Genomic DNA, 23,743 nt, shown 5'->3' with positions numbered 1-23,743 from the left:
GTTTCGCTATATTATCATTCATAAATTCTCTGCAATCACCAACCCGATGCCCCGCTGCGATGCAATGAACGAGCCGCCCACTACCCGCCTGCCTATATAGAACACGGCGGACTGACCGGGTGCAATGGCCGATGCTTCAGTCAGGAAGTGTACAAACAAACGTCCATCCTCCAGGCGCTTTACAGTGCAGGGAATCGGTTTGCTGCGATAGCGGATGCGCACCGTTAAATCAGGAGCGGAGAAGAACTCTTGCCCGTCTACTATGTTGTCTTGTTCGGCAAGCATATATTCGGTTCTCAGTTGTTCAGCGTCGCCCAGCATCACTGTATTCTTCTGCGAATTGATTTTCAATACATAAGCCGGTTTGCCCAAGGCGATATCCAGACCTTTCCGCTGGCCGATGGTATAGTAAGGAAACCCCTTATGCTCTCCCAACTTCACCCCTTCGGAGTTGACGAACCATCCGGCACCGATTTCACGGTCTATCTCAGGAGAATGCTCGCGCAGGAAGTCGCGGTAATCGCCTTTAATGAAGCATACTTCCATGCTCTCCCCTTCTTCGGCCTTCAACTGATAGCCTTTTGCGCGCAAGTATTCGCGTACTTTCACTTTGGTATATGTACCCAGGGGGAAAATGCACCGTTTCAGCACTTCCTGTCCCAGTTGCCAGAGGAAATAAGACTGGTCTTTCCTGTCGTCATCTCCGGCAACGATGTATGTTTTCCCGTTCCGTTCTTCCGGGCGGGAGTAATGCCCGGTAGCTATAAAGGCGCACTCCAGTTTATCTGCCCACTCTGCAAGGATTCGGAATTTAAACAGGGGATTACACATTACGCAAGGGTTCGGTGTCCGTCCCCGGCAGTATTCGTCTATAAAATTCTGCACGATTACTTTGCGGAAGGTTTCGCGCTCGTCCACTATATAATGTTCAATGCCCATAGTATCGGCAAGCCGGCGGGCTTCAACAGGTTCATCTCCCCATACCCACATGGTGAGACCAACTATCTCGTACCCCTGCTCTTTCAGCATCAAGCAGGTAGCGGTACTGTCTATACCGCCGCTCATGCCTACCAATACCCGCTTTTCCGGTTTCTCCATTTGATGTTTAGAATTAATAACGCTTATCTACAATAATAGCACTAAATGATAATTTATCGGTGAGAACGATTCGGCTCATTTCCCAATAAAGATATCATTCATCTTCGTCAAAGAGCATTTCAATCTCCTCCTCTTCTATATTTTGCTTTTTACCCTGCCCGCTTTCTTTCACATAACTGACCCTTGTCGTAATGCCGGTATCTGTATGCACGGCAATCCAGGTATTATCTTTTACGAACACATAAGGACGTTCCGGAGAATCGGACAGCTCTTTACCATCAAGCAATGTTTTACCGATATATTTCAGATAGGCCTGTATCAACTGGTCACTGTCGTAAACATTCTCCCAGCCAAAATAGGCATAGGAAGTCTCAGGATCAACACCATCAGTCCATACCGTAGATGTATAATCTATAGGAGCGCCCGGACTGTAAAAGGTTTCCGCTTTCATATTGGAGGAGGTTTCCATATCTATCGGGTAGTAATATCCGTGAAAGCTGAACAGACGCAAATAAGGCTTGACGGCTGCAAGCAGCAGCTGTTCACTTCGCATACTCTGTAATATTTGTTTCATTTTTCCGAGAGCTTCATCTGCTTGTTGCTCCGTCATTGTTTCACGAATCTTTTTACGATAGGTTTCTTCCATCTGCTCAAGCACCACGTTCAGGGTATCCATACATTGAGCCATGTTTTCAATACCCTGGTAAGTTCCGTATTCATTGGTTTTAATACGGAACAGCATATTCCTGCCTGCCGGGTTTTCTATTTCACTCATCATCTTCGTAGTCTCATCCATCACCTCGTACTGCGAGCCTTGAGAACGGAGCTCCAATGTATAACTATTGGCTGTAGAATCCACTACTTCTATGGAAAAAGGGGAAGTGTATTCACGGGCCACTACGGTGTCACCATTCTCTACCGTGTACACCTTATGATGATATGAATAGTCATACTTGTCTCCTATATTCCAATAGGCCATTACCTGCACTGTAGAGTCTTGCATGTTTATCTGGGCATCAGCTACCGTACAAAACAGCACATGCACACAAATGATAAAAAAGAAACGTTTCATAACAGAACTTTATTATTTTGTTTTAATTCGCAAAAGTAGATGATTTCAGGCAGATAAAACAGAAAAACATACCTTTTTTAGGATGACCGCACCAAAATTTTATTCGCACAGCTATTCTGAATTACCTCGTTTCTTGTAGCTATTTATTGAGAAAGTTTACTATACTCCTTACTTGCTCAAAAGCCCATTTACCCCCATCCAAAACATGTTCTGAGAGGGGTGAAATGAGTATACGACTGAATAGGGTTCAGTCGTATACTGAATGCCATTCAGTCGTATAGTGAATAGGGTTCGGTATACGACTGATTTATGATGAGTAATACAGGGATTTCCATTTGTAATCTTTTACGAATCACGAATTGCACGAAATGGGTAGGCGGACGACTATGTTTGAAGACAGAGGCACAGAAATTCTGCTGCAATTACTCCGGAAACCAACATTTCTCCATATCTTTGCCGCCGAGAATAACGCATGGCACCCCATTGTAACATAAATGAAATACCTATGACACAGGAACATAACATCTATTACCGTACTTTGCCCCCCATAAATTAATAGACTATAATTGGAAATTATGAAAAAAAATGCATTATTGCTATTTGCCATCCTGCTATTGCCTCTGGCCGTAAGCGCTCAGAATCCGTATCACAACGAAGACGGAAAGAAAATAGATAAGGAACAACTGGAAACCAAAGACTATCTGCCGGAAGTGCATGGAACGATTCGCTCCAAATATGAATATCAGACCGGAATGGGCGCCGGACGCTTCGAAGTGCGCAACGCACGCGTCAGCCTTACAGGCAACGTACTGCCGATAGTGGCCTACAAAGCTGAAATCGACCTCTCCGACGAAGGACAAATCAAGATGCTGGATGCTTATGCACGCCTCTTCCTAATAAAGGACTTTACGATAAGCGCGGGGCAGATGCGTGTGCCGTTCACCATCGACGCCCACCGGTCGCCGCACCAGCAATACTTTGCCAACCGGTCGTTCATAGCGAAACAGGTTGGTAATGTACGTGACGTTGGTGTTACGTTAGGTTATACATTCGGCACCGAAGTACCTGTCACGTTAGAGGGCGGACTGTACAACGGTTCGGGACTGACCGACCAAAAGAAGTGGCACAAAGAGGTGAATTACTCCACCAAGGCGCAATTCCGGTTTGCCAAGAAGCTGAACCTGGTTTTAAGCGCACAGGGTATCCAGCCGCAGGACGTGAAGATTAATTCTTACGACGTAGGACTTTTCTACGAATCCGGCCGTCTTCATATTGAAGGGGAATATCTGTATAAAACGTATGCAGACAATGCTTACGACGATGTACACTCCGTAAACAGCTTTATCAACTACGACTTGCCTTTAAGAAAGGTATTCAATAAAATGTCTTTCCTCGTGCGCTACGATATGATGACCAGCCAGAGCGACGGCAAGGCTACGGATGCAGAAACCGGCGCTTTAATCACTACCGACTATAAACGGCATCGCGTAACGGGTGGCCTCACTTTCAGCTTCGGCAAGGCATTCCAAACAGACCTCCGCCTGAATGTCGAAAAGTACTTCTATGCCAAAAACAGCATAGCCAAGGAATCGGAACAGGATAAGGTGGTGTTGGAGCTGATGGTAAGATTCTAAAGCGCAAAACGTTTCAGGTCTTTCTTCCCGAACACCCATTCCGGGGTATAGAGTTTACCTTCATCAGTGTCGGAAAGCTCATACCAGGGCGATAGTTTACGGTTAGCGGGATTAACCAATATGTGAATCTGCTGGGCAGGCATATAGCTTTGCGCCAGCAGAAACACCTTCTTCCCTGTTTGAGGATGCACCGCCACATCCACTACAATGACTACATGACCCGGTGAACCGCCTATGATAAATACATCACCGGGCTTCAAGGACGCATAAGGAACTGGGACAAGTTCTTTCGACAAAGAAGCCGTTCCGGCATACATGAAAACAATATCCAGATATTTACGGAAAGTCTGATAAGAATAGTCGCGCCCTCCGGATGCATACCATTGCACGGCATTGCCATTTACTTTGATGCGATTTCCGTCTGCCCACTTTTTATATTCTGCTTTAAACCCGCTTGTGAAATTGAACTTAATCTCATCATAACGTTTCTGCGCCCATAAGTATTCCGCACGCAGGCGTATCACGGCATCCGCGCATTGCAGCAAGTCGCGGTTACCTATTTCCATATCCACCACGGCAAATGCTGCTGCCTGATTCCTCTTTTCCTTTCCATTATAGAGCAACACTTTACTCCCTTGCGGCAGTAACGGCAACCGGCGCAGGTAAACGGTATAGGATGATTGCTCACAAGCCTCGCGCACATACCCCGCAGGAGGTGCAATACGGCTTTCAACGCTTTGTGCATTCAACAAGGCTATGGAAAACATGCAAAGTGCATAGAACAAATATATCTTTTTCATATCAGATTAAGTATTTTAAATATGACAGGGTAAAAGTAACAATAATATGTATCTGCACCATACAAAGCTTGATTATTTGCCCGGAAAATCATATCTTTGAATAAATAATCTGGTATCTATGGCAAATCCAATTATTCCGGGTATATCCGAAGCAGAACAAGACCTGTTGTATAAGAAGCTCACAGAATACAACCGGAGAAGAGCCTCCTACAAAGAGGCAGGCGCTTATCTTGTTGTATTGCCCCGCCATGGATATCCCCGCTATTCATTATGGATTTACTCGCCTTTGCCCGAACGGCTGTCCATATTCTACATCCAAGACCTTTCCGAAGACATCAACGAGAGCCTGCGGGCAGCAAGCAGCCTGTGCTATTACTCTTCGCGCTGCCTGCTACTGATGGAGTACAATGCCAAGCGTATGCAGAGCAAAGGGGACGATATCATCTCACACGGTAAATACCATGGGCACTTCCTGCACGAAATCTTCCGCATCGACCCAGGGTATATCAGTTGGGTTGCCTATAAGTTTACCCCACGCATTCCCAAGCAGGAACGTTTTGTGCAGATAGCGAAGATATATCATTCCGTACACCTCGATGTTCAGAAGCGGCAGGCACGCCAGAAGTATTCCACCAGCCGTTTTCTGGGAAAGGAAGGAGAGAAAGTGGAAGGTCTTACCCTGAAAGTGCTCCATGTGCGGTTGGAAGATGACCCTTACAAGACCATCGTAAAAGAAAACATTCCTTATTTCTACGTCCGGCAGGTGCTTACACTGGAAGACCCTATCGGTAATCTTGTCACCTTCCGCATAAGCGCCCATGCGGCAAGCCGCGAGTCGTGCCAATTGCCCGACACGGCACATGCATTCCAACCCGGAGAAACGGTAAACGTTGCCTCAGCACGCATTGCACGTACCTATACTTCGGGGAATAAGCAGTACACGAGGCTGAATTATGTTAAGATAAAGGGGGGATAATAAAGCCATTCACAGGCACAACTAAGAGTCATCATGCAAATTGGCGAGATTGGACAACACCCAATCCGTACGGAATCCATATCTTTACACTCAATATCTTGAATATGCGAAGCAGTACGGAAAATATATATCAGCAAAAAGTCAATCAGGTAATTGACTATATCAGTGTGAATTTGTACAAACCTTTGCTGTTGGATACATTGGCTAATGAAATCAATGTTTCGCAACGACAGTTACTTCGTATTATGCGTTCGGCACTGAATGAGTCTCTATACTCATACGTGGCACGGCAACGCATGGAGCGTGCGGTATTGTACATGCAAACAGAGGAAATGAGTCTGACACGACTCGCAGAAATGGTTGGTTACGACAACCCGCAATCTTTCTCCAAAGCCTTTAAGAAACAATTCGGCATATCTCCGAAAGCATATATGGACGAACTTCAAAGTCGGCTAACGGGCTATGTGAAAAGTAAAAGTAGTGGAAACCGCGGGAATCATCTGCAACCGGAAGTTTGTGAAGAAAAAGACTTGGAACTGGTTTATATACGGATTATCGGGAAATACGGAGAAGATGAGCCTTACAGAATTGCGTGGAACAAACTTGTCCGTTTCCTGAAAGACGAACAAGCCTTGTCGGCAACAACCCGCTTCATTGGCTTAAGTTTTGACGACCCCAATATAACCAAATCCGAACATTGCCGTTTCTATGCCTGTGCCTCTGTAGAGAAGAAGATTGCCCCGACAGGAGAGTTCGGCACAATTCAATTACGAAAAGGCAAGTTTGCCGTTTATACTTTAAGAGGCGGTTATTCGGGACTTCAGGAATTATACAACCGTATCAGTGTCAACTTTGATTACGACTTACGTCACGGAATGGCGTTTGAGGAATACGTCAGTTACTCTGAAGGAAACGACGAAGAGCAGATTACCAAAGTTTATATACCTATAAAATAAAAAGAAACTATGTCAAGAGCAACAACAAAAACAGATTTAGTAATTGCTGCCAATGAGCAGTTCGATAAAATGTGGAAACTCATTGAGCTTATGAGTGATGAACAACAAAACGCTACATTCGGCAGCGAAATGGCTGCGGCAGGCAAAGAGGCGCACTGGGACAGGGATAAGAATCTGCGCGATGTGTTGGTACATTTGTACGAGTGGCATCAACTGCTGTTGAACTGGATAAACTCCAACCGCAACGGCGAGTCAAAGCCTTTCATTCCTGAGCCGTACAACTGGAAAACGTATCAGGCAATGAATGTTGAATTCTGGGGTAAGCATCAGAATACATCATTGACGGATGCTAAAAAGATGCTAAAGGAAAGTCATAAAGATGTAATAGCTTTGATTGAGGCTTTCTCTAACGATGAGTTATTCGCCAAAAAGACTTTCGACTGGACGGGGACTTCACCATTGGGCGCTTACTGTGTTTCGGCTACTTCGAGCCACTATGATTGGGCGATGAAGAAGCTTAAGAAACACAAGAAGGCTTTGGTAGGGAAGTAATATATCACATTAGTGACAGGTTTTAAAGCCTCTTTTTCGCTGTTAATAAACGATGGCCACATTCTTTAAAAACGATGGGCATATTCTTTAAAAACGCGACAATGATTTATTAATAACGCTACTGATGGTTATTAATATCGACCATCTTATTGACATCAATAAAGTGGTTGCTTCATACTAAATAAAGTGAGGATAAAGACCACCCAACAGTAACTCTCCCCATAACCGAAACTTTGCCCAATTTATCTAAAAATTCAAATAGCATTTAGCATCTCGTCATAATTTGCTTGCATATCATTAACATAATGCAGCAAAACACCAACGAGCCACTGATTTACAAAAAAAAGAATACAAATACCAAACCCGAATTACCCTTCATAATCTCACTCCCATACTTAGCCTATCTCACTATACGACTGAGATACCCTCAGTCGTATACTTAGACTATCTCAGTCGTATACTTAGACTACCCCTCCCAGAACACATTCCGGAGAGGTTTCCGCACCACCACAAAGCAAAGCAAATTATCTCAATAAAACACTTGCATCCCGCAACCACCCACCACTCCAAATTCATAATTGCGAATCTTTTTATTTACGGTTAATATTGTTTAAATAACAACTAAATATTTGGTTGGTATTTTTTCTTGTATTATTATTGTAAAATTAAAATTGATTAATATATTGTGGCTGATATTTGTTTCTTGTATTAAAAAATAATTTTCAGAAAGTGTTATTGGCATTGTCTTCTATAAACAAATTTTGCAAAAATGGACAGAATGAAGATGTATGCAATAAGTTCCCACACTTTTTATTTTTAATCGTTACATCCGGGAAACTGGTAGCATAATTTTAATACTATGAGAAAGGTATTTTTGGCCTATTGCCTGTTTTCTTTGTTTCTGCTGGGGTGTTTTTATGCTTGTGTGCAGGAGGAGGGTTTTATAGGGAACAGTAAGGTTGACCGGTTTTTCAACACTGTCGGTGCAGATGAAAATGTGTGTTGGATTACCGAACAGTTAAAGCAGAAAAATGACTCTTCTGATTTCGTGTCTGTCTTTGTAAACGAATACGGCTATCCTCTTTGGGGGAAGGCGCATTGGTTTCCCGAAGGGGAAAACACAGTGTATGCCGTTCCGGTAAAAAGCACTGTTCCTGATTCCGAGATAAACAGTATTTGGTTTTTCTCCATGGGACAAGACTCTACAATTTACAGGATATACACGCGTGATATGGGCGAAAGCATAACCACACGTGTAGGCGGCGATGGTGTGGAGGAGACTTGGATGTTCGACTATTTCACAATTAACGCCCTGTACAAGACACCGGCAAGCGGGATAAGCTTTGCTTCCTATATTCCTGATGCAGAAACAAGAAACGTATATGAGGTGTGGAAATGTACGCATGCTTTTGCTGGGGTGGGCGGCTTATTGCTAGACAAGGGCTGGCATTGCTGGCTTGATGGCTATACTTCTTCCATGACATTGATTGATCCCAGCGGAACAAACGGCGGCACTTCCGGTACTTCCGGCTCTTCCGGCTCTTCCGGTGGTTTCACTAGTGGCAGTGGTGCCAGTGGTGGCGGCAATAATGGTAATAATGACACTACTACTGTACCTCAGGATTTAGATCAAGATAGGTCTCCTTGTGGTTCGGCAAAAAGATTGTCACGCAATGTTACATTAAAATCGAAAGTAAACGATTTGTTCAATGCGGTGCAGAATTACCGTGTGGGTGACACCGAAAATGGGTGGATTAAGACTACCTCTGATAAGTATGTTTACCCTACTAAAAAAGAGGCGGAACATGTGGGATATGCAGGTACTTCATTGAGTGGCGAGAAGATTGTGGAACAGTATCACAGTCATCCGGCAGGAGGACCTTATCCGTCGTGGGCAGATTTGAAGGTATTGGCTACAAGGTATCAGCGTGGCCAAATAGATGTGGCGAATTTCTCTTACGGGGTGGTAAGCAGCATGGGATGCTTCACGTTAGTGATTACTTCGGAAAATGCGTTCAAGGGTTTTGCGGAAAAAGTATTGAATGACCCGAAAATGAAAGATAAATATGATATTATGCATGGAAAAAAGGATATTAATGGTGTTGATGCTGTCATTGCCAAATTTATAGATTACTTGAAAGATTCTCTTTCTGGATTGGATGTATTATGGAACAACGCATCTTATGATAGTAATAGCAATGCGACTTTAGGCGCTTGGGAAGCCAAGAACAGTAATGGCAATGCAAGTATTTCAAACTATAATTGCAATTAATCAACTAATATAAATGAAATATGAAACGAATTTATACGCTTTTGTTTTTTGTGTTCATTTGCATGGGAGTATTCTCTCAAGCAAATTATGACGCTTTTGTAGGAACATGGATATATCAAAAAAATGATACTATTTTTAAAATTAAACTACAAAAAGGTATTGTAGAAAGCTATCCAAGAAATTATAATGCTATTTTTGGCGGTTATTATCTCAGTGTAAAGGGAGTAGTCAAGGAAAACTACATAAAAATGATGCCTGTAAAATGGGTTCCCGGTATTTCTGCACCGTCATGCAATATTTTTATTAAAGCTTACAGTGATAGCCCTAATTATTTGGGTTTCACTTTTTATGACCAGCGCAAACAGCATCTAAATGGAGAAGGTATATTAGGAGGAACAATGGATTTGCTTGCTCCTAATAAACTTCATTGGAAACTGAATGAAAAGGAAGGCTTGTGGGTTGCATTAGAGGGAGATTATATAGAAGATATGATTCCTTCCCCGGAGGAATGGATCCCTCGTGGCTTCTCTGTTCCTGTAGATGTGATAATGACTAAGGAGTAAGCAAACACTCTGAGCTTTTGTTGTATATGGGAAGATATTCATGGTAAAGGTAGCTCATTCGGTTACCTTTACTTCATAATTCAGAAATATATGAAACGAATTTATGTGCTTTTAACTTTTGTACTCATTTGTATGGGAGTATTCTCTCAAGCAAATTATGACGCTTTTGTAGGGACATGGGTATATCAAAAGAATGATACTATTTTTAAAATTAAACTACAAAAAGGTATTGTGGAAAGCTATCCAAGAAATTATAATGCTATTTTTGGCGGTTATTATCTCAGTGTAAAGGGAGTAGTCAAGGAAAACTACATAAAAATGATGCCTGCAACATGGGTTCCTGGTATTTCTGCACCATCATGTAATATCTTTATCAAAGGTTCCAGTAATACTCCCAATTATTTGGGTTTCACTTTTTACGACCAACGCAAGAAGCATCTAAATGGAGAAGGGATATCGGGAGGAACAATGGATTTGCTTGCTCCTAATAAACTTCATTGGAAACTGAATGAAAAGGAAGGTTTGTGGGTTGCATTAGAAGGAGATTATATAGAAGATATGATTCCTTCCCCGGAAGAATGGATCCCTCGTGGCTTCTCTGTTCCTGTAGATGTGATAATGACTAAGGAGTAAGCAAACACTCTGAGCTTTTGTTGCATATGGGAAGATATTCATGGTAAAGGTAACTCATTCGGCTACCTTTACTTCATAATTCAGAAATATATGAAACGAATTTATATGTTTTTAGTTTTTGTACTCATTTGTATAGGGGTATTCTCTCAAGCAAATTATGACGCTTTTGTAGGGACATGGGTATATCAAAAGAATGATACGATATTTAAAATCAAATTGCAAAAAGGTATAGCAAAATATGGGCAATTTGGAGATAAAACTAAAATTTTTGGTGGTTATTATCTCAGTGTAAAGGGAGTAGTTAAAGAGAATTATATAAAAACGATACCTGCAAAATGGGATGCCAGTATTTCTGCACCATCATGCAATATCTATATTAATGCTATTAGTAATACTTCTAATTATTTGGGCTTCACCTTCTATGACCAAAGCAAGCAGCACCTGAACGGCAAAGGAATACTTGGCGGAACAATGGATTTGCTTGCTCCTAATAAACTTCATTGGAAACTGAATGAAAAGGAAGGTTTGTGGGTTGCATTAGAGGGAGATTATATAGAAGATATGATTCCTTCCCCGGAAGAATGGATCCCTCGCGGCTTCTCTGTTCCTGTGGATGTGATAATGACCAAGGAGTAGAAAGCACTCTGAACTTTGGTTGTATGAATGGGAAGATATTCATAGTAAAGGCAGATGAATAAGCTGCCTTTACTTCATAATTCAGAAATAGCATGAAACGAATGTATGTGCTTTTAGTTTTTGTATTCATTTGTATGGGAGTATTCTCCCAAGCAAATTATGACGCTTTTGTAGGGACATGGGTATATCAAAAGAATGATTCTGTTTTTAAGGTCAAATTACAAAAAGGGATAGCCAAGGATTACATAGGTAATTGGAATATTGTTCTTGGCGGTTATTCTCTCAGCGTGGATGGCATAATTAAAGAAAATTACATAAAGCCGATACCTATAACTTGGGAAACAAAGACTCCTGCACCATTGCATAACATCTATATAGATGCGTCAAGTAATACCCCTAATTATCTGGGCTTCACTTTCTACGACCAGCGAAAGAAACATCTAAATGGGAAAGGAATATCGGGAGGAACAATGGATTTGCTTGCTCCTAATAAACTTCATTGGAAACTGAATGAAAAGGAAGGTTTGTGGGTTGCATTAGAGGGAGATTATATAGAAGATATGATTCCTTCCCCGGAAGAATGGTTCCCTCGCGGCTTCTCTGTTCCTGTAGATGTGATAATGACTAAGGAGTAAGCAAACACTCTGAGCTTTTGTTGCATATGGGAAGATATTCATGGTAAAGGTAGCTCATTCGGCTACCTTTACTTCATAATTCAGAAATATATGAAATGAATTTATGTGCTTTTAACTTTTATACCTTCGCTTCGCCCAACCTTAAATAATCCTAAAAAACCACCCACTCCCTTTCCCATTAAAAACATTCCCCCTTACTTTGCCGCCGGAAAAGGGGGTGCTATAAGATAGCTGAGATTATACCCAATGAACCTGATACGGTTAGTACCGTCGAAGGGAATTTTCTTTCTATATTCTACTATTCGTTTTATACTGCCGTCCCCTTTCTGCAAGTAGAACCCTTAAAATCAGACATCAAATGTTTGACGTACAATTCATTACCCATTTCACGCCATCCATCTCATACCTGGAATCCGCACGCATTGCCCTCCGGGGAGGCTGCCGCTGGATACAGCTACGGATGAAGGACGCCCCCGAAGATGAACTCGAAGACACAGCCCTACGCGTGCAACACCTCTGCCGCCAATACCACAACGCGACCTTCATCATTGACGACCACGTAGACCTCGCAAAACAAATTGGCGCCCACGGCGTCCATTTAGGAAAACTGGACATGCCCATAAAAGCAGCAAGGGAAAGACTGGGACACGGCTTCATCATCGGCGCAACCGCCAACACCTTTGATGACATCAGCCAACACGCCGCCCACGGCGCCAACTATATCGGCTGCGGTCCCTTCCGCTTCACTACTACCAAACAAAGGCTATCGCCCATACTGGGAACGGACGGTTACCGCGCCATCCTCACGCGGATGCAGCAGGAAGGACTGTCAATCCCCATTGTCGCCATCGGCGGAATCACCCGCGAGGACATCCCTGAGCTGAAAGCATTGGGACTGAGCGGAATAGCCCTGAGCGGCGGCATCCTGAAAGCCGAAAATCCGGTACGCGAAATGGAAACAATCATACGACTGACCCAATAGCAATCAAACAACCGGCTTAACAGTAATCAAACAGCTGCCTCAATAGTAACCAAACTGACCCAATAGCAATTAATCAGTAAAATCATGGAAGATAAAACAAAAATCACTTATCCCAACTCCGAGAAAGTCTACATGCCGGGCACGCTCTTCCCCCACCTGAAAGTAGGTATGAGAAAAGTGAACCTCACGCCCACCGTAATGGTGGACAACGGACAGGACGTTGTCACAGAAAACGCCCCTGTGTACATCTACGACACGAGCGGCGCATACAGCGACCCCAACCGTCAGGTAGATTTAAAGAAAGGTCTGCCCCGCCTCCGCGAACCCTGGATACAGGAACGTGAAGTAGAGCGACTGACGGAAATCACCTCCGAATACGGCAAGATGCGCCTCGAAGACCAGACCCTCGACTCCCTCCGCTTCGACCACATCACCCTGCCCTACCGCGCCAAAGCCGGCCGGCAGATTACACAAATGTACTACGCCCGCCAAGGCATCATCACCCCGGAAATGGAGTACGTTGCCATCCGCGAAAACATGAACTGCCGGGAACTGGGCATATCGACTCACATCACGCCCGAGTTTGTGCGCGATGAAATAGCCGCAGGACGCGCCGCACTGCCTGCTAACATCAACCACCCCGAAGCTGAGCCTATGATTATCGGTTCCAGGTTCCTTGTAAAGATAAACACCAACATCGGCAACTCGGCAACTTCTTCCACCATTGAAGAGGAAGTGGAAAAGGCCGTCTGGAGTTGCAAGTGGGGCGGAGACACGTTGATGGACTTGTCCACAGGAGCCAACATCCACGAAACACGGGAATGGATAATCCGCAACTGCCCCGTTCCGGTGGGCACAGTTCCCATGTATCAGGCTATGGAGAAGGTGCATGGCAAGGCAGAGGAGCTTACCTGGGAGTTGTTCCGCGACACACTGATAGAGCAGTGCGAGCAGGGAGTAGACTACTTCACCATCCACTGCGGCATCCGCCTGAAGAACATACATTACGCCAACAATCGCCTCTGCGGCATGGTGAGCCGTGGCGGAAGCATCATTTCCCAATGGTGCAAGATGCATCAGAAGGAGAGTTTCCTGTATGAACATTTCGACGACATCTGCGATATATGCGCACAGTACGACGTAGCCCTCTCATTGGGCGACGGTCTGCGCCCGGGCGCCATCCGCGACGCCAACGACCGTGCACAGTTTGCCGAACTCGACACAATGGGCGAACTCGTACAGCGTGCCTGGGCAAAGAACGTGCAGGCGTTCATCGAAGGCCCGGGACATGTGCCGATGCATAAAATCAAGGAGAACATGGAACGCCAGATAGAGAAGTGCCACGGTGCGCCCTTCTATACCCTCGGCCCGCTGGTAACGGACATCGCACCGGGGTACGACCACATCACGAGCGCCATCGGAGCGGCACAAATCGGTTGGTACGGTACGGCGATGCTTTGCTACGTAACGCCGAAAGAGCATCTCGCCCTGCCGCAAAAAGAAGATGTACGCGTAGGAGTAGTCACGTACAAGATTGCCGCACATGCTGCCGACCTTGCCAAAGGTCACCCGGGTGCACAGGTTCGCGACGATGCCCTAAGCAAGGCCCGTTACGAATTCCGCTGGAAAGACCAGTTCAACCTGAGTCTCGACCCCGAACGCGCACTCCAATATTATAAGGAGGCCAATCATCTCGACGGGAAGTACTGTACCATGTGCGGCCCCAACTTCTGCGCCATGCGCATCAGTCAGCGGTTGAGGAATTGCGAGTATGATGCGGAGACAGAGAACGGAGATAAGTGAATGTTCATAGATTGTATCCGTTATGCTGAGGGGCGCTATCAAAGTATAAACTAATTATGAACACTTACTTATGAGTACTAATAGAGAAATAACTTTTTAAACTTATTACATTATGATTGAAACCAAAGTATCCAAAGGTATCATCAGTACCTATTTCGAGAAATTAGAGAGAAACCTCGATTTGGACGTTGCCATCGTAGGTGGTGGTCCGTCGGGCATAGTAGCTGCATACTATCTGGCAAAAGCCGGATTGAAAGTAGCTCAATTCGACCGTAAGCTTGCTCCCGGCGGTGGCATGTGGGGCGGCGCCATGATGTTCAACCAGATTGTCATTCAGGAAGAAGCCATCGACATTGTAAGGGAATTCAATATCAACCACCAGAAGTACGAAGACGGTCTGTACGTTATGGACTCTGTAGAAAGCACTTCCGCCCTGCTTTACCAGGCTGTTCATGCGGGCGCCACTATCTTCAACTGCTATTCCGTGGAAGATGTCATCTTTAAAAACAACACCGTGAACGGCATCGTAGTAAACTGGACTCCCGTACTGCGCCAAGGCATGCACGTAGACCCGTTGAACATTCTCGCCAAAATAGTAATAGACGGTACAGGACACGATAGCGAAATTGCCGCCACCGTAGCCCGCAAGAATGGTATCCGCCTGGCCACAGAAACAGGTGGCGTAATCGGCGAACGCTCAATGGACGTCGTTGCCGGAGAGGACGAGGTAGTGAACGGAACCAAAGAAATCTACCCTGGATTGTACGTTTGCGGCATGGCTGCATCTGCTGTTTCGGGCACTCCGCGCATGGGGCCTATCTTCGGGGGCATGTTGATGTCAGGTAAGAAGGTTGCTGATGAGATTATTGCGAGGTTGAAGAAGTAGATAGTCATGTACCGTTATTCGGCATAATGATATTTTGGAAGAATGTGTCAGAAGCACCACTTCTATAAAAACACCCCTGTTGTAATATACTACAGCAGGGGTATTCCGGTAAAATGAGCCATGTCAGGCATACATAGTTTCACCACTACACCTATTTATATTCATTATAAATGCCATACAACGTATCGGGAAATCCCCATCCGCAATCCTCTACCGACTTAAGCATCTTCTCTATTCGTTCACTGAACTGTTCCATGTATCCTGATTGCGCAATCAGCGCCATTGCCTTATTGAAATTGGTTTCCATAGTGGTGTAATATTGCTCCCACATATCGCCGTACAGGTTTGTCATTTCGCATCCCGTTTCAATGTAGTAAAGCATAAGGTCTGCGAGACAGGCTGGATGTGGCTTCAATTTCTTGAAGTCTGATATCGCCTTCCGACAGACACTGAAGCGGGTTTTAGGTTCTCCGCGCTTGGGGAAAAACTCGTCACGGATGACTTTCTTGTATCCTTCCAGTTTCCCGTCCTCGTTGGGATTTAAGAAGAATTCCAGATATTCTTTGGCCTCCTTACGAGCATCGTAAAGTTCCAGTACTACTTCAATGATTTGCTCCTTACTCAGTGAGGAGAGTTGCTTCTTTAATTGTGCTTTAGACATAATAATAGTGTATTTCAGATATCAATAATTAAGTTCTAAACACCGAGAAAAGGACTTACTTGTAACTTTTCCAGATATCAATGTGTATCTGCAAATTGGCTTTGCATTTCTCATCCGATGACATGGATGATAGACTGTAGCTTCTCAAAATAGGAAAGAAGCATTTCTGCATCATCCCATGTGTGGTAGCGATTCCAGATATCGCCCAATAAAGCTGCTCCGCCAAATCCAAGGGATTTTATCTCTGCAAGGTTCGTTGCACTGATTCCTCCCAGTGCAACGACCTTCTTATTTATAATACCCGCAGCCTGCGCCTGTCGCAAAGCCTCCTGCGAATAACCCGAACGATATCCCTGCTTTGAAATGCTGTCGTAAACCGGACTCATCAGTACATAGTCGAAACCTGATACAGTAGTTTGTACTTCTTCCAGACTATGGCAGGCACGGCTGAGTAATCCCTGATAACCTTCGGGCGCTGCCGGATGGCGTGCATTCAGATGGATACCTCCTAAAGAGAAATCATCTTTTAAGGAAAAGAAATCGTGAATCACAATCCGGCTTCTGTACTCGGCGGGTATCTCTTGTAGAAGGTTGGAGACTTGATGAATACCGGCATCGGGTTTTCGTACGTGAAGCAAATGCAGACCTGCCTTAAAGAGCCGGGTAATGATACGTGCTTCGTCAGGAAGAAAATCCGGTGATGTAATGACGATAAGTTTCATGATTCTATCTCTCAATTTGATTTGCAGATTGAGGAAAATGCTGATTTGTTGATTGAGAGAAGTGCTGATTTATTGATTGAGGGAAGTGCCACAAAGGCCCGTTCCCCTGCCCTATATGCAAATCCTTTCCGGCTTCGATGGCTTGAGAGACATATTCTTTTGCCCGCGCCACCGCTTCATACAGAGATAATCCTTGTGCCAGATAAGTAGCGATAGCAGATGAAAGAGTACACCCCGTGCCATGCAGGTTTTCAGAGTCGATGCGCCTGCCATACAAAAGATGAACTTCCTTGCCGTCATGAAGCACATCACACATATCATTACCCGCCAAGTGTCCTCCTTTAATAAGGAACGCACACCGATATGTTTCATACAGCAGACATGCAGCCTGCTTCATATCATCAATAGTACGAACAGGTTGTTGCAACAGGATTTCCGCCTCATGCAAATTGGGCGTCACAAGAGTTACCTCCGGAAACAGTTTCGTGCAAATAGCTTCCACAGCTTCATCTGCCATTAGTCTGCGTCCGCCGGTAGATGCCATCACAGGGTCAAATACGATTTGCCGGAGAGAATACAGGTGCAACACACGGGCTATCTCATCTATAATCTCCAGACTTCCGGTCATTCCTATCTTGACCGCATCCGGTTGCAGGTCTTCTATCACAGCCGCCATCTGCCGCCCCACCAACGCTGCCGGCATATAGTGAACATCCTGTACCCCTAATGTATTCTGCACTGTAACCGCCGTTAACGCTGCCGCCGCGTATCCACCCAATGCCGATATGGTTTTGACGTCCGCCTGTATGCCTGCTCCTCCGGAACTATCAGATCCGGCAATGGAGAACACAATCACTTTCTTATTCATGCCACTGCTGCTTATGCAGAAGGTTATACTTTTATATTATACTTTCATGATCAGCTTTCATGTTCAGCTTTGCCACACTCTGCGTTATGCTACTCTCCCATGCCGCTTCTATCAGGCGGATAACGTCTATCACACCACGAGCATCGCTCTGCAAAGGTTCTCCCTGGCGAATGTGCCGGTAGACATTCTCGTAGAAAGCAGTATAATTGCCGGGAAGTGTAGGATAAGGCTCACGTCTTACGATGCCATCCTTTTCCGTATGCAGCATTCCCCACCGGGCTTCATCCTCTTCACCCCAATGCGGAGTGTCGGGCAGCAGACCTTTCGTCAAATCCTCTTCCTGCGGGTCAAGACCATATTTGACGTAAGAGCCTTCCGTTCCGTGAAGCACAAAGCGCGGTTCATTCTCACACATCAGGTAACTGGCTTTCAGGGTTATCTTAACTTTCGGTGCCTTTGCCGGTTTCAGCAAGTGGATAACGAAATAATCATCTACCTTGCCACCTGTACGCAGTGTGGCGATATCGGCAAACAGCGCTTCGGGCATACCAAACAATTGCACAGCCTGGTCTATGAGGTGAGCGCCCAGATTATAAGTCAGTCCGCCGCCGCTTTTCCCGGTTTCTTTCCAGGTGTCCGGCTTGATGAAGTTGCGGTAACGGGGAAAGGTAGATTCAAATTCCACCAAGCGTCCCAGCAATCCTTTGTTTATGATTTCTTTCACTGTAAGAAAGTCACAGTCCCACCTACGGTTCTGATACACGCTTAACGCAAGTCCTTTCTCTGCGGCAAGGGCCACAAGTTCCTCACCGTCTTCTACGGTCGTAGTGAAAGGCTTTTCTACAATAACATGCTTGCCGGCTTCGAGGGCACGACAGGCATATTCATAATGAGAACTGTCCGGTGTATTCACAATGACTAACTCCAACCCGTCCACATCCAGTAATTCATCAAAACTGCGCACAACACGGGATTGCGGATACTTCTCCCGCGACAGGTTATTACTTCGTTCAGTGATAGCGGTCAGTTCAAAATGAGGATTGGTGGAGATAAAGGGAGCGTGAAACACTTGCCCCGACATTCCGAAGGCTGCCAATCCGGTTTTTATCTGATTCATATTGATTCTTTGCTTACAAGTAAGTATTCTGCTACAATTATCATATATAGGTGAGAAGGATATGCGGATGACTAAGTATTTTTAATTATTCCGTCACCAACGGACGTTTGCGCCAATCATCCTTCACATAACTATCAGGAAATACGGTACTATTGACAATCTTACCGCCTTTCAAGCGTATCCAGGTGGAAAAAGTGCGTTCTCCTTCTTTCAACACAATGACACGGGCGCCATTCAGAAGATGATTGTACTCCGTATTGCCGCCTGTGAAACGACCGTAAGCCAACACAATACCATTCCACATCACAGAATAGTCATTATCATGGTCGTGACCTACAAAAACACCCATTACGTCACCGGCTTCTTTCATGGCGGTAAACATGCCAGTATTAACCGCAGGAGCACATGCTTTCTCCATACGCGTACCGTGTAGAATGGTGTTTTCATTGGAGGCCGCTTCATTGTATTCCGGCAAAGGAATGTGGAAGAAAACAAGAGCAGGCAAAGGTTTTCCGCCATTCTTTGCGGTATAATCCGCACTTTGCCGGCGATACCAGTTCACTTGGTCGAACGTTAACCAGCCATATCCTTTTACATCCGGAAGTTTGGAATAAGAGTGAGAGTCGAGACAATAGAGCACGGCGGCGTCTTTCTTGCCATCCGAGGATTTCAGTGGAAGAATATAATCGGGAGAGTCAACTGCTCCACGGTCGGGTTGGATATTATAGGATACGGAGCGGACAACATCATAGAGTTCAGCACGAGTCTTTCCATGTTCGTCATCATGATTACCGAAAGTTACTACAAACGGGATATTGCGGGAAGAAGCACAGTCAAGTACTGTACGCATTGCCACATCGGCAGGAGCAGAATAAACCAGATCGCCTGTAAAAACCACCAAATCGGGATGTTCGGCATCAAGAACCTCCTTGATACGGCTCAGGGCAGCTTCCGAAGCCGGGTTATTATACTTGAAATGTATATCCGTGAACTGAACGATTTTAAATTCTCCGTTTGCATTAAACTTTAAAGGAATGACTTGCGCGTAGCCGGACAGAGTAATCAGGAAAGCCAGACATAGAGTTAGAGTTAAAGAGATTTTCTTCATGAGGATTATTGTTTTATATGGTTATTCTTTCAGTATCAACACTGTTGCATAAGCTGAAATACCTTCTTCACGGCCGGTAAAGCCAAGTTTTTCTGTAGTGGTGGCCTTGATGGAGATATCGTCTTCGTCCACTCCCATCACTTCGGACAGAGTCTGTTGCATGGCGGGAATATAAGGTTTCAGCTTAGGACGTTCTGCACAGACGGTTGCGTCGATATTTCCTACGAAGTAATCTTTCGTTGCAATCAGTTCCATAGTTTTCTTTAATAATATCTTGCTGTCGATATTCTTGAACTCGCCTGCCGTATCGGGGAAGTGATAGCCGATATCGCGCATGTTGGCAGCCCCCAGCAGGGCGTCACAAATGGCATGAATTAGCACATCGGCATCCGAATGTCCAAGTAGCCCCTTTTCATGTTCCAGGCGAATACCGCCTAACCAGAGTTCGCGTCCTTCCACTAATTGATGAACATCAAAACCAAAACCTACACGTATTATCATATCGTTTTCCTTATTTTTAATTGAATGAATGCGTTACACCTCTTCGCACCTTATCATCTCCCATCCACGGAACTGCAATAACAGGAGGTGTATATGGGTGCCTTCAGCCAGACGTCGTGCTACCTTATCGGCACTATATTGCAACAGTTGTTGGCGTCCTTCTTTGGCTTGTATTTCAAGTTCCTTGTCGGTGGCTGTGCGGGCGGCATATTTCAGTTCCAGTATGTAGCTGTGGCTCACATCGGGATAGCGTTGTTTGTCGGGTAAAAGGAAAAAGTCGCAATAGCCGTAGTTCATTTCCAGTTCCGGCTTCATCAGGTAGTAGGAGGCGAGAGAAAGGTAGGCTTTCAAGAAACCTTGCAGGTTGCGTTCGCCTTCTATGGTGTCGCGCACGGCGGAGTTTTCATGGTAAGTCTGGGCAATGAGTTCAAAGCAGGGCTTCCATTGTCCGTCGTAGGCAAGGTTGGCCAACATGACGTTCAAGTAGTGTAAATCAATGGAACTATATTTCTGATAATATTCACGCAGGAAGCCAAAATATTGTTCGCGGACGCAGTTGTTGGGAATACACATTTTGGTCATGTCTCCCCGGGTGCCGCACATGGTGAGCAGCCCGTAATAGTATAGCAGGCTGCGGAAGTTATCTATGTCCGTTATCCGCTCTGCGGGGAAAGAGGTGCGCAGGTCTATGAGTATTTCGCCCCTGACGGCTATTTCTTCGATGGTGGTCATGCGGTTGTTGCTTTGTGCTGTGTCACGGTCTATCCGCGCTAACATTTTAAGTTTGCTGTAATCTGTGCGGATATTCTTGTCTACCATTTCTTCGGGAGCAGAATGTTTCTGTATTTGATAATTAAGATAGTAAAGGGTCATATCGCAATTGAAGACTCTGTCATCATTCAGGCTTTTCCGGGCAAAGCAATAGTTATTGTACCACGGCTTCATTTCCGCAATCATGGCTTCGATGTTCTCTGTCAGCATACCGTGCTGCCGGTAATAATGGAACATCTCTCGCACTTCTGTTTCACTGAAGCCCATCATGGCATTGAATGCTTCGTCAGTCGAAATATTCCAGTCTATATTGTACCCGCTGGATAAGTCATCGAGTGTGATGGGGCTGACGCCCATCATGAAGATGCGGTCGAACATCCCCTTGAATTGCTTGAAGTATTCACGGTAGAAGCCGCTGGCGTGGGTGAGGTCATGGAACATCTCGTGTCCGTGCTCACTAAGGATGGTGTTCGTAAAGTTGTCGTACTCGTCGACAATAAGGAAGAGCGGATAGCCCAGGCGCTTGGCGGTGGCTTCCAGCCAGTGCAGCTTATCGGCAGCTTGAGAGCGGTGCAGCAGTTCTTCCATGCCTTCGTTCTGATAATAAGAGGCATAGCGGCGCATAAAGTCGGTGAGTTGGATGTTGCAGTAGTCGTTGAAGTTCTCTTTTAGCGACCCGTTGCCGAGGTTGGCTTTGGAGAAGTCGAAATACAATACCTGGTATCCGTTGCGTTGGTCGGTGGGGTTGCTACCTATCCACAGGTCGCCGAAGTATTTGTCGAAGCTGTCTTGCTGGGATATGTCGTAGTAGGTGCGCATCATGCTCAGGAATACGCTTTTACCGAAACGGCGCGGGCGGATCAGGAAGAGATAGCTGGGCATCTCTTCGATGAGCGGCAGGTACATGGTTTTATCTACAAAATAGAAATTGCCATCCCTCATCCGGTTGAAGTCGGATATTCCGTAAGGTATTTTTTTTGCCTGAACCATAACAATGCACTTTTTACTGATATACTCTTTACTTGTATATCGGCAAAGATAATAAATTTACTCCAATGTAGTATACAATAAGGATTTGTTCCTAATATATAAAGGTATAGAAAAAGCCTGCCCCTCTTTTATCTTCTGCGGCTTCCGAATAACTCCTTAATTCCATCCAAATCGAAACCTAACGTAAAGCGAAGAGTTTGGTCGAGCGGATTACTCTGAGCCGTAGACACCAGATAAGCAGCATCCAATGAGATAACATTCATCTTGAAGCCCGCACCAAAAGAGAAGTACTTGCGGTTTCCCTTATTCTCGTGTTCCCAATGATAACCGCCACGGAGAGAGAACTGTTCGTTATAAGTGTACTCCAAACCTAACGACCACTGTATTTCCTGCAACTCTTCCTTGAAACCACCTGGCGCATCACTGAAGGACTTGAAGATACCGCTAATGGGAGATATATCATTATAATCACGTTCCAACCGCACTTCGTATTCTTCCTGTGACTCGTCTTCGCCACGGATAGGACGGGTGGGAACCATATACTTATTGGCATCAAAGCTGATTCCAATGGTATTATAGTTATCTACCGGAAACTTCAAAGAAGCTCCCAAACGCAGATTGGTAGGAAGAAACTGGCTGGTATTACCACTATCATACGAAATCTTTGTACCGATATTGGAAGCATTCAATCCGAAAGAGAGCATGGATTCGCGTTGGGCAAGTATGATGTAATTAGTGTAATAGAACGCAATATCGGCGGCAAAAGCAGAACCGGGAGAAACTTCTTCATCTTCCCTGTAAGCTAAGTCCGAGTAAATATACCGTAATGCCACAGCAGCAGAGAAATGTTCGGAAAGCATGCGGGAGTAAGCCACGTCTACCGCCATTTCATAGGGCTTGATGCTATATCCCTGACTATATTCATCCTGATTAATCGGAACCTCACCCAAGGAGAAATAGCGCAAAGAACCGCTGACAGCCTGATAATCTCCTATACGATAATATCCTGCAAGATAACCCAGGTCAATATCATTCACCAATTTACGCAACCAGGGGGTATAAGAAACAGAGAAGCCTGCACGCCCAATGGTAAACGGATATTTCGCCGGATTCCAGTACTGGGAGTTTATATCCGGATCGGTAGCCGCACCTACGTCGCCCATACCGCCACCGCGGGAGTCGGGAGCGATACCCAGAGAGTTTACACCGGTATTGACCGGATTAAACTGGTTCTTGTCCTGTGCAAACAGGGTTACGGACAAGAAAGCTATAATTGAGAACAAGACAGGCTTTTTCATGCAATATTGTTTTATAGAACTAAAGTCTCTGCAATTAACTTATATAAATAAGATTTAGGCGACGAGAATAGATACGCGGACTACACGGATTAAGCGGACGAACGCGGAGTATCTCTATTCCCCTCCTCCTGGGAGGAGGGGTGCCCGCAGGGCGGGGTGGTAGGTGAAAGAAGAGTTCCTTAGAATTATGATTAATAGGTATTTATTTT

Annotated in this window: 23 protein-coding genes and 1 riboswitch; of the genes, 12 read left to right on the top strand and 11 right to left on the bottom strand. The window is 45.0% G+C overall.

Annotated elements, in window-relative coordinates; translation table 11 throughout:
* Nucleotides 1–18: 18 nt before the first annotated feature.
* Both mnmA and B2Z67_RS12870 read right to left on the bottom strand, forming a co-directional pair.
* Nucleotides 19–1,098: a tRNA 2-thiouridine(34) synthase MnmA gene (gene mnmA / locus B2Z67_RS12875; protein ID WP_291530243.1), complete on the bottom strand. Its 1,080-nt coding sequence runs from the start codon at nt 1,096–1,098 to the stop codon at nt 19–21.
* 94 nt (nt 1,099–1,192) lie between these two features.
* The gene (locus B2Z67_RS12870) at nt 1,193–2,170 is read right to left on the bottom strand and encodes a hypothetical protein (RefSeq protein ID WP_291530242.1); all 978 of its coding nucleotides are present in this window, start codon (nt 2,168–2,170) and stop codon (nt 1,193–1,195) included.
* A 575-nt stretch (nt 2,171–2,745) separates the two neighbouring features.
* Here B2Z67_RS12870 and B2Z67_RS12865 point away from each other — a divergent pair.
* Nucleotides 2,746–3,804 (top strand): porin, encoded by a 1,059-nt coding sequence (locus tag B2Z67_RS12865; RefSeq protein WP_291530241.1) that lies wholly within the window; start codon nt 2,746–2,748, stop codon nt 3,802–3,804.
* Here the strand turns inward: B2Z67_RS12865 and B2Z67_RS12860 are convergent.
* On the bottom strand, nt 3,801–4,571 hold the full coding sequence (locus B2Z67_RS12860; protein ID WP_414630813.1) for a DUF4846 domain-containing protein: 771 nt from the start codon (nt 4,569–4,571) through the stop codon (nt 3,801–3,803). The genes B2Z67_RS12865 and B2Z67_RS12860 overlap by 4 nt on opposite strands.
* A 151-nt stretch (nt 4,572–4,722) precedes the next feature.
* Between B2Z67_RS12860 and B2Z67_RS12855 the strand changes: the two genes are divergently transcribed.
* The 11 genes from B2Z67_RS12855 (at nt 4,723) to B2Z67_RS12805 (ending at nt 15,498) form a co-directional block, all read left to right on the top strand.
* Nucleotides 4,723–5,580, top strand: coding sequence for a hypothetical protein (locus B2Z67_RS12855; protein WP_291530239.1), 858 nt, complete (start codon nt 4,723–4,725; stop codon nt 5,578–5,580).
* Nucleotides 5,581–5,684: 104 nt separating this feature from the next.
* On the top strand, nt 5,685–6,536 hold the full coding sequence (locus B2Z67_RS12850) for an AraC family transcriptional regulator (RefSeq protein WP_291530238.1): 852 nt from the start codon (nt 5,685–5,687) through the stop codon (nt 6,534–6,536).
* A 9-nt stretch (nt 6,537–6,545) separates the two neighbouring features.
* Nucleotides 6,546–7,088 carry a ClbS/DfsB family four-helix bundle protein gene (locus tag B2Z67_RS12845; protein WP_291530237.1) on the top strand — a complete coding sequence of 181 codons (543 nt, stop codon included), beginning with the start codon at nt 6,546–6,548 and terminating at the stop codon, nt 7,086–7,088.
* 859 nt (nt 7,089–7,947) lie between these two features.
* A complete protein-coding gene (locus B2Z67_RS12840) occupies nt 7,948–9,360 on the top strand; it encodes a hypothetical protein (RefSeq protein WP_291530236.1) in 1,413 nt (470 codons plus the stop codon).
* Nucleotides 9,361–9,380: 20 nt separating this feature from the next.
* On the top strand, nt 9,381–9,923 hold the full coding sequence (locus B2Z67_RS12835; protein ID WP_291530235.1) for a DUF6705 family protein: 543 nt from the start codon (nt 9,381–9,383) through the stop codon (nt 9,921–9,923).
* A gap of 90 nt (nt 9,924–10,013) precedes the next feature.
* On the top strand, nt 10,014–10,556 hold the full coding sequence (locus tag B2Z67_RS12830) for a DUF6705 family protein (protein WP_291530234.1): 543 nt from the start codon (nt 10,014–10,016) through the stop codon (nt 10,554–10,556).
* A gap of 90 nt (nt 10,557–10,646) precedes the next feature.
* Complete coding sequence (locus tag B2Z67_RS12825; RefSeq protein WP_291530233.1) at nt 10,647–11,192, top strand: DUF6705 family protein; 546 nt, start codon at nt 10,647–10,649, stop codon at nt 11,190–11,192.
* A 92-nt stretch (nt 11,193–11,284) separates the two neighbouring features.
* A complete protein-coding gene (locus tag B2Z67_RS12820) occupies nt 11,285–11,827 on the top strand; it encodes a DUF6705 family protein (protein WP_291530232.1) in 543 nt (180 codons plus the stop codon).
* Between the two features lie 203 nt (nt 11,828–12,030).
* A riboswitch (TPP riboswitch) is annotated at nt 12,031–12,124 on the top strand.
* Between the two features lie 61 nt (nt 12,125–12,185).
* The gene (locus B2Z67_RS12815; RefSeq protein WP_291530231.1) at nt 12,186–12,809 is read left to right on the top strand and encodes a thiamine phosphate synthase; all 624 of its coding nucleotides are present in this window, start codon (nt 12,186–12,188) and stop codon (nt 12,807–12,809) included.
* Between the two features lie 84 nt (nt 12,810–12,893).
* Nucleotides 12,894–14,612, top strand: a complete 1,719-nt coding sequence (gene thiC, locus B2Z67_RS12810; RefSeq protein ID WP_291530230.1) for a phosphomethylpyrimidine synthase ThiC — start codon at nt 12,894–12,896, stop codon at nt 14,610–14,612.
* A gap of 112 nt (nt 14,613–14,724) precedes the next feature.
* Nucleotides 14,725–15,498 carry a sulfide-dependent adenosine diphosphate thiazole synthase gene (locus tag B2Z67_RS12805; RefSeq protein WP_291530229.1) on the top strand — a complete coding sequence of 258 codons (774 nt, stop codon included), beginning with the start codon at nt 14,725–14,727 and terminating at the stop codon, nt 15,496–15,498.
* A gap of 151 nt (nt 15,499–15,649) precedes the next feature.
* Here the strand turns inward: B2Z67_RS12805 and B2Z67_RS12800 are convergent, their stop codons facing one another.
* From B2Z67_RS12800 to porV, 8 genes are all read right to left on the bottom strand, one after another.
* Nucleotides 15,650–16,159, bottom strand: a complete 510-nt coding sequence (locus B2Z67_RS12800) for a DUF6155 family protein (protein ID WP_291530228.1) — start codon at nt 16,157–16,159, stop codon at nt 15,650–15,652.
* 110 nt (nt 16,160–16,269) lie between these two features.
* Nucleotides 16,270–16,881, bottom strand: a complete 612-nt coding sequence (locus tag B2Z67_RS12795; protein ID WP_291530227.1) for a thiamine phosphate synthase — start codon at nt 16,879–16,881, stop codon at nt 16,270–16,272.
* A gap of 4 nt (nt 16,882–16,885) precedes the next feature.
* Nucleotides 16,886–17,749: a bifunctional hydroxymethylpyrimidine kinase/phosphomethylpyrimidine kinase gene (thiD, locus tag B2Z67_RS12790; protein ID WP_291530226.1), complete on the bottom strand. Its 864-nt coding sequence runs from the start codon at nt 17,747–17,749 to the stop codon at nt 16,886–16,888.
* Between the two features lie 31 nt (nt 17,750–17,780).
* Nucleotides 17,781–18,866, bottom strand: a complete 1,086-nt coding sequence (locus tag B2Z67_RS12785) for a Gfo/Idh/MocA family oxidoreductase (RefSeq protein WP_291530225.1) — start codon at nt 18,864–18,866, stop codon at nt 17,781–17,783.
* Nucleotides 18,867–18,951: 85 nt separating this feature from the next.
* A complete protein-coding gene (locus B2Z67_RS12780) occupies nt 18,952–19,974 on the bottom strand; it encodes a metallophosphoesterase family protein (protein ID WP_291530224.1) in 1,023 nt (340 codons plus the stop codon).
* Nucleotides 19,975–19,995: 21 nt separating this feature from the next.
* Nucleotides 19,996–20,475, bottom strand: coding sequence for a 2-C-methyl-D-erythritol 2,4-cyclodiphosphate synthase (gene ispF, locus B2Z67_RS12775; protein ID WP_291530223.1), 480 nt, complete (start codon nt 20,473–20,475; stop codon nt 19,996–19,998).
* Between the two features lie 33 nt (nt 20,476–20,508).
* Nucleotides 20,509–22,236, bottom strand: coding sequence for an ATP-binding protein (locus B2Z67_RS12770; RefSeq protein WP_291530222.1), 1,728 nt, complete (start codon nt 22,234–22,236; stop codon nt 20,509–20,511).
* Nucleotides 22,237–22,364: 128 nt separating this feature from the next.
* A complete protein-coding gene (gene porV / locus B2Z67_RS12765; protein WP_291530221.1) occupies nt 22,365–23,534 on the bottom strand; it encodes a type IX secretion system outer membrane channel protein PorV in 1,170 nt (389 codons plus the stop codon).
* Nucleotides 23,535–23,743: the final 209 nt, after the last annotated feature.

It is taken from the genome of Bacteroides sp. UBA939, from assembly GCF_002293435.1.
In the GTDB taxonomy this organism is placed as follows: domain Bacteria; phylum Bacteroidota; class Bacteroidia; order Bacteroidales; family Bacteroidaceae; genus Bacteroides.
This window is presented reverse-complemented; position numbering and strand designations above follow the sequence as displayed.

What these genes read in the sequence shown, in the direction of transcription:
- mnmA (WP_291530243.1), bottom strand. Translation starts at nt 1,098, where the DNA reads ATGGAGAAACCGGAAAAGCGGGTATTGGTAGGCATGAGCGGCGGTATA.
- B2Z67_RS12870 (WP_291530242.1), bottom strand. Translation starts at nt 2,170, where the DNA reads ATGAAACGTTTCTTTTTTATCATTTGTGTGCATGTGCTGTTTTGTACG.
- B2Z67_RS12865 (WP_291530241.1), top strand. Translation starts at nt 2,746, where the DNA reads ATGAAAAAAAATGCATTATTGCTATTTGCCATCCTGCTATTGCCTCTG.
- B2Z67_RS12860 (WP_414630813.1), bottom strand. Translation starts at nt 4,571, where the DNA reads ATGTTTTCCATAGCCTTGTTGAATGCACAAAGCGTTGAAAGCCGTATT.
- B2Z67_RS12855 (WP_291530239.1), top strand. Translation starts at nt 4,723, where the DNA reads ATGGCAAATCCAATTATTCCGGGTATATCCGAAGCAGAACAAGACCTG.
- B2Z67_RS12850 (WP_291530238.1), top strand. Translation starts at nt 5,685, where the DNA reads ATGCGAAGCAGTACGGAAAATATATATCAGCAAAAAGTCAATCAGGTA.
- B2Z67_RS12845 (WP_291530237.1), top strand. Translation starts at nt 6,546, where the DNA reads ATGTCAAGAGCAACAACAAAAACAGATTTAGTAATTGCTGCCAATGAG.
- B2Z67_RS12840 (WP_291530236.1), top strand. Translation starts at nt 7,948, where the DNA reads ATGAGAAAGGTATTTTTGGCCTATTGCCTGTTTTCTTTGTTTCTGCTG.
- B2Z67_RS12835 (WP_291530235.1), top strand. Translation starts at nt 9,381, where the DNA reads ATGAAACGAATTTATACGCTTTTGTTTTTTGTGTTCATTTGCATGGGA.
- B2Z67_RS12830 (WP_291530234.1), top strand. Translation starts at nt 10,014, where the DNA reads ATGAAACGAATTTATGTGCTTTTAACTTTTGTACTCATTTGTATGGGA.
- B2Z67_RS12825 (WP_291530233.1), top strand. Translation starts at nt 10,647, where the DNA reads ATGAAACGAATTTATATGTTTTTAGTTTTTGTACTCATTTGTATAGGG.
- B2Z67_RS12820 (WP_291530232.1), top strand. Translation starts at nt 11,285, where the DNA reads ATGAAACGAATGTATGTGCTTTTAGTTTTTGTATTCATTTGTATGGGA.
- B2Z67_RS12815 (WP_291530231.1), top strand. Translation starts at nt 12,186, where the DNA reads ATGTTTGACGTACAATTCATTACCCATTTCACGCCATCCATCTCATAC.
- thiC (WP_291530230.1), top strand. Translation starts at nt 12,894, where the DNA reads ATGGAAGATAAAACAAAAATCACTTATCCCAACTCCGAGAAAGTCTAC.
- B2Z67_RS12805 (WP_291530229.1), top strand. Translation starts at nt 14,725, where the DNA reads ATGATTGAAACCAAAGTATCCAAAGGTATCATCAGTACCTATTTCGAG.
- B2Z67_RS12800 (WP_291530228.1), bottom strand. Translation starts at nt 16,159, where the DNA reads ATGTCTAAAGCACAATTAAAGAAGCAACTCTCCTCACTGAGTAAGGAG.
- B2Z67_RS12795 (WP_291530227.1), bottom strand. Translation starts at nt 16,881, where the DNA reads ATGAAACTTATCGTCATTACATCACCGGATTTTCTTCCTGACGAAGCA.
- thiD (WP_291530226.1), bottom strand. Translation starts at nt 17,749, where the DNA reads ATGAATAAGAAAGTGATTGTGTTCTCCATTGCCGGATCTGATAGTTCC.
- B2Z67_RS12785 (WP_291530225.1), bottom strand. Translation starts at nt 18,866, where the DNA reads ATGAATCAGATAAAAACCGGATTGGCAGCCTTCGGAATGTCGGGGCAA.
- B2Z67_RS12780 (WP_291530224.1), bottom strand. Translation starts at nt 19,974, where the DNA reads ATGAAGAAAATCTCTTTAACTCTAACTCTATGTCTGGCTTTCCTGATT.
- ispF (WP_291530223.1), bottom strand. Translation starts at nt 20,475, where the DNA reads ATGATAATACGTGTAGGTTTTGGTTTTGATGTTCATCAATTAGTGGAA.
- B2Z67_RS12770 (WP_291530222.1), bottom strand. Translation starts at nt 22,236, where the DNA reads ATGGTTCAGGCAAAAAAAATACCTTACGGAATATCCGACTTCAACCGG.
- porV (WP_291530221.1), bottom strand. Translation starts at nt 23,534, where the DNA reads ATGAAAAAGCCTGTCTTGTTCTCAATTATAGCTTTCTTGTCCGTAACC.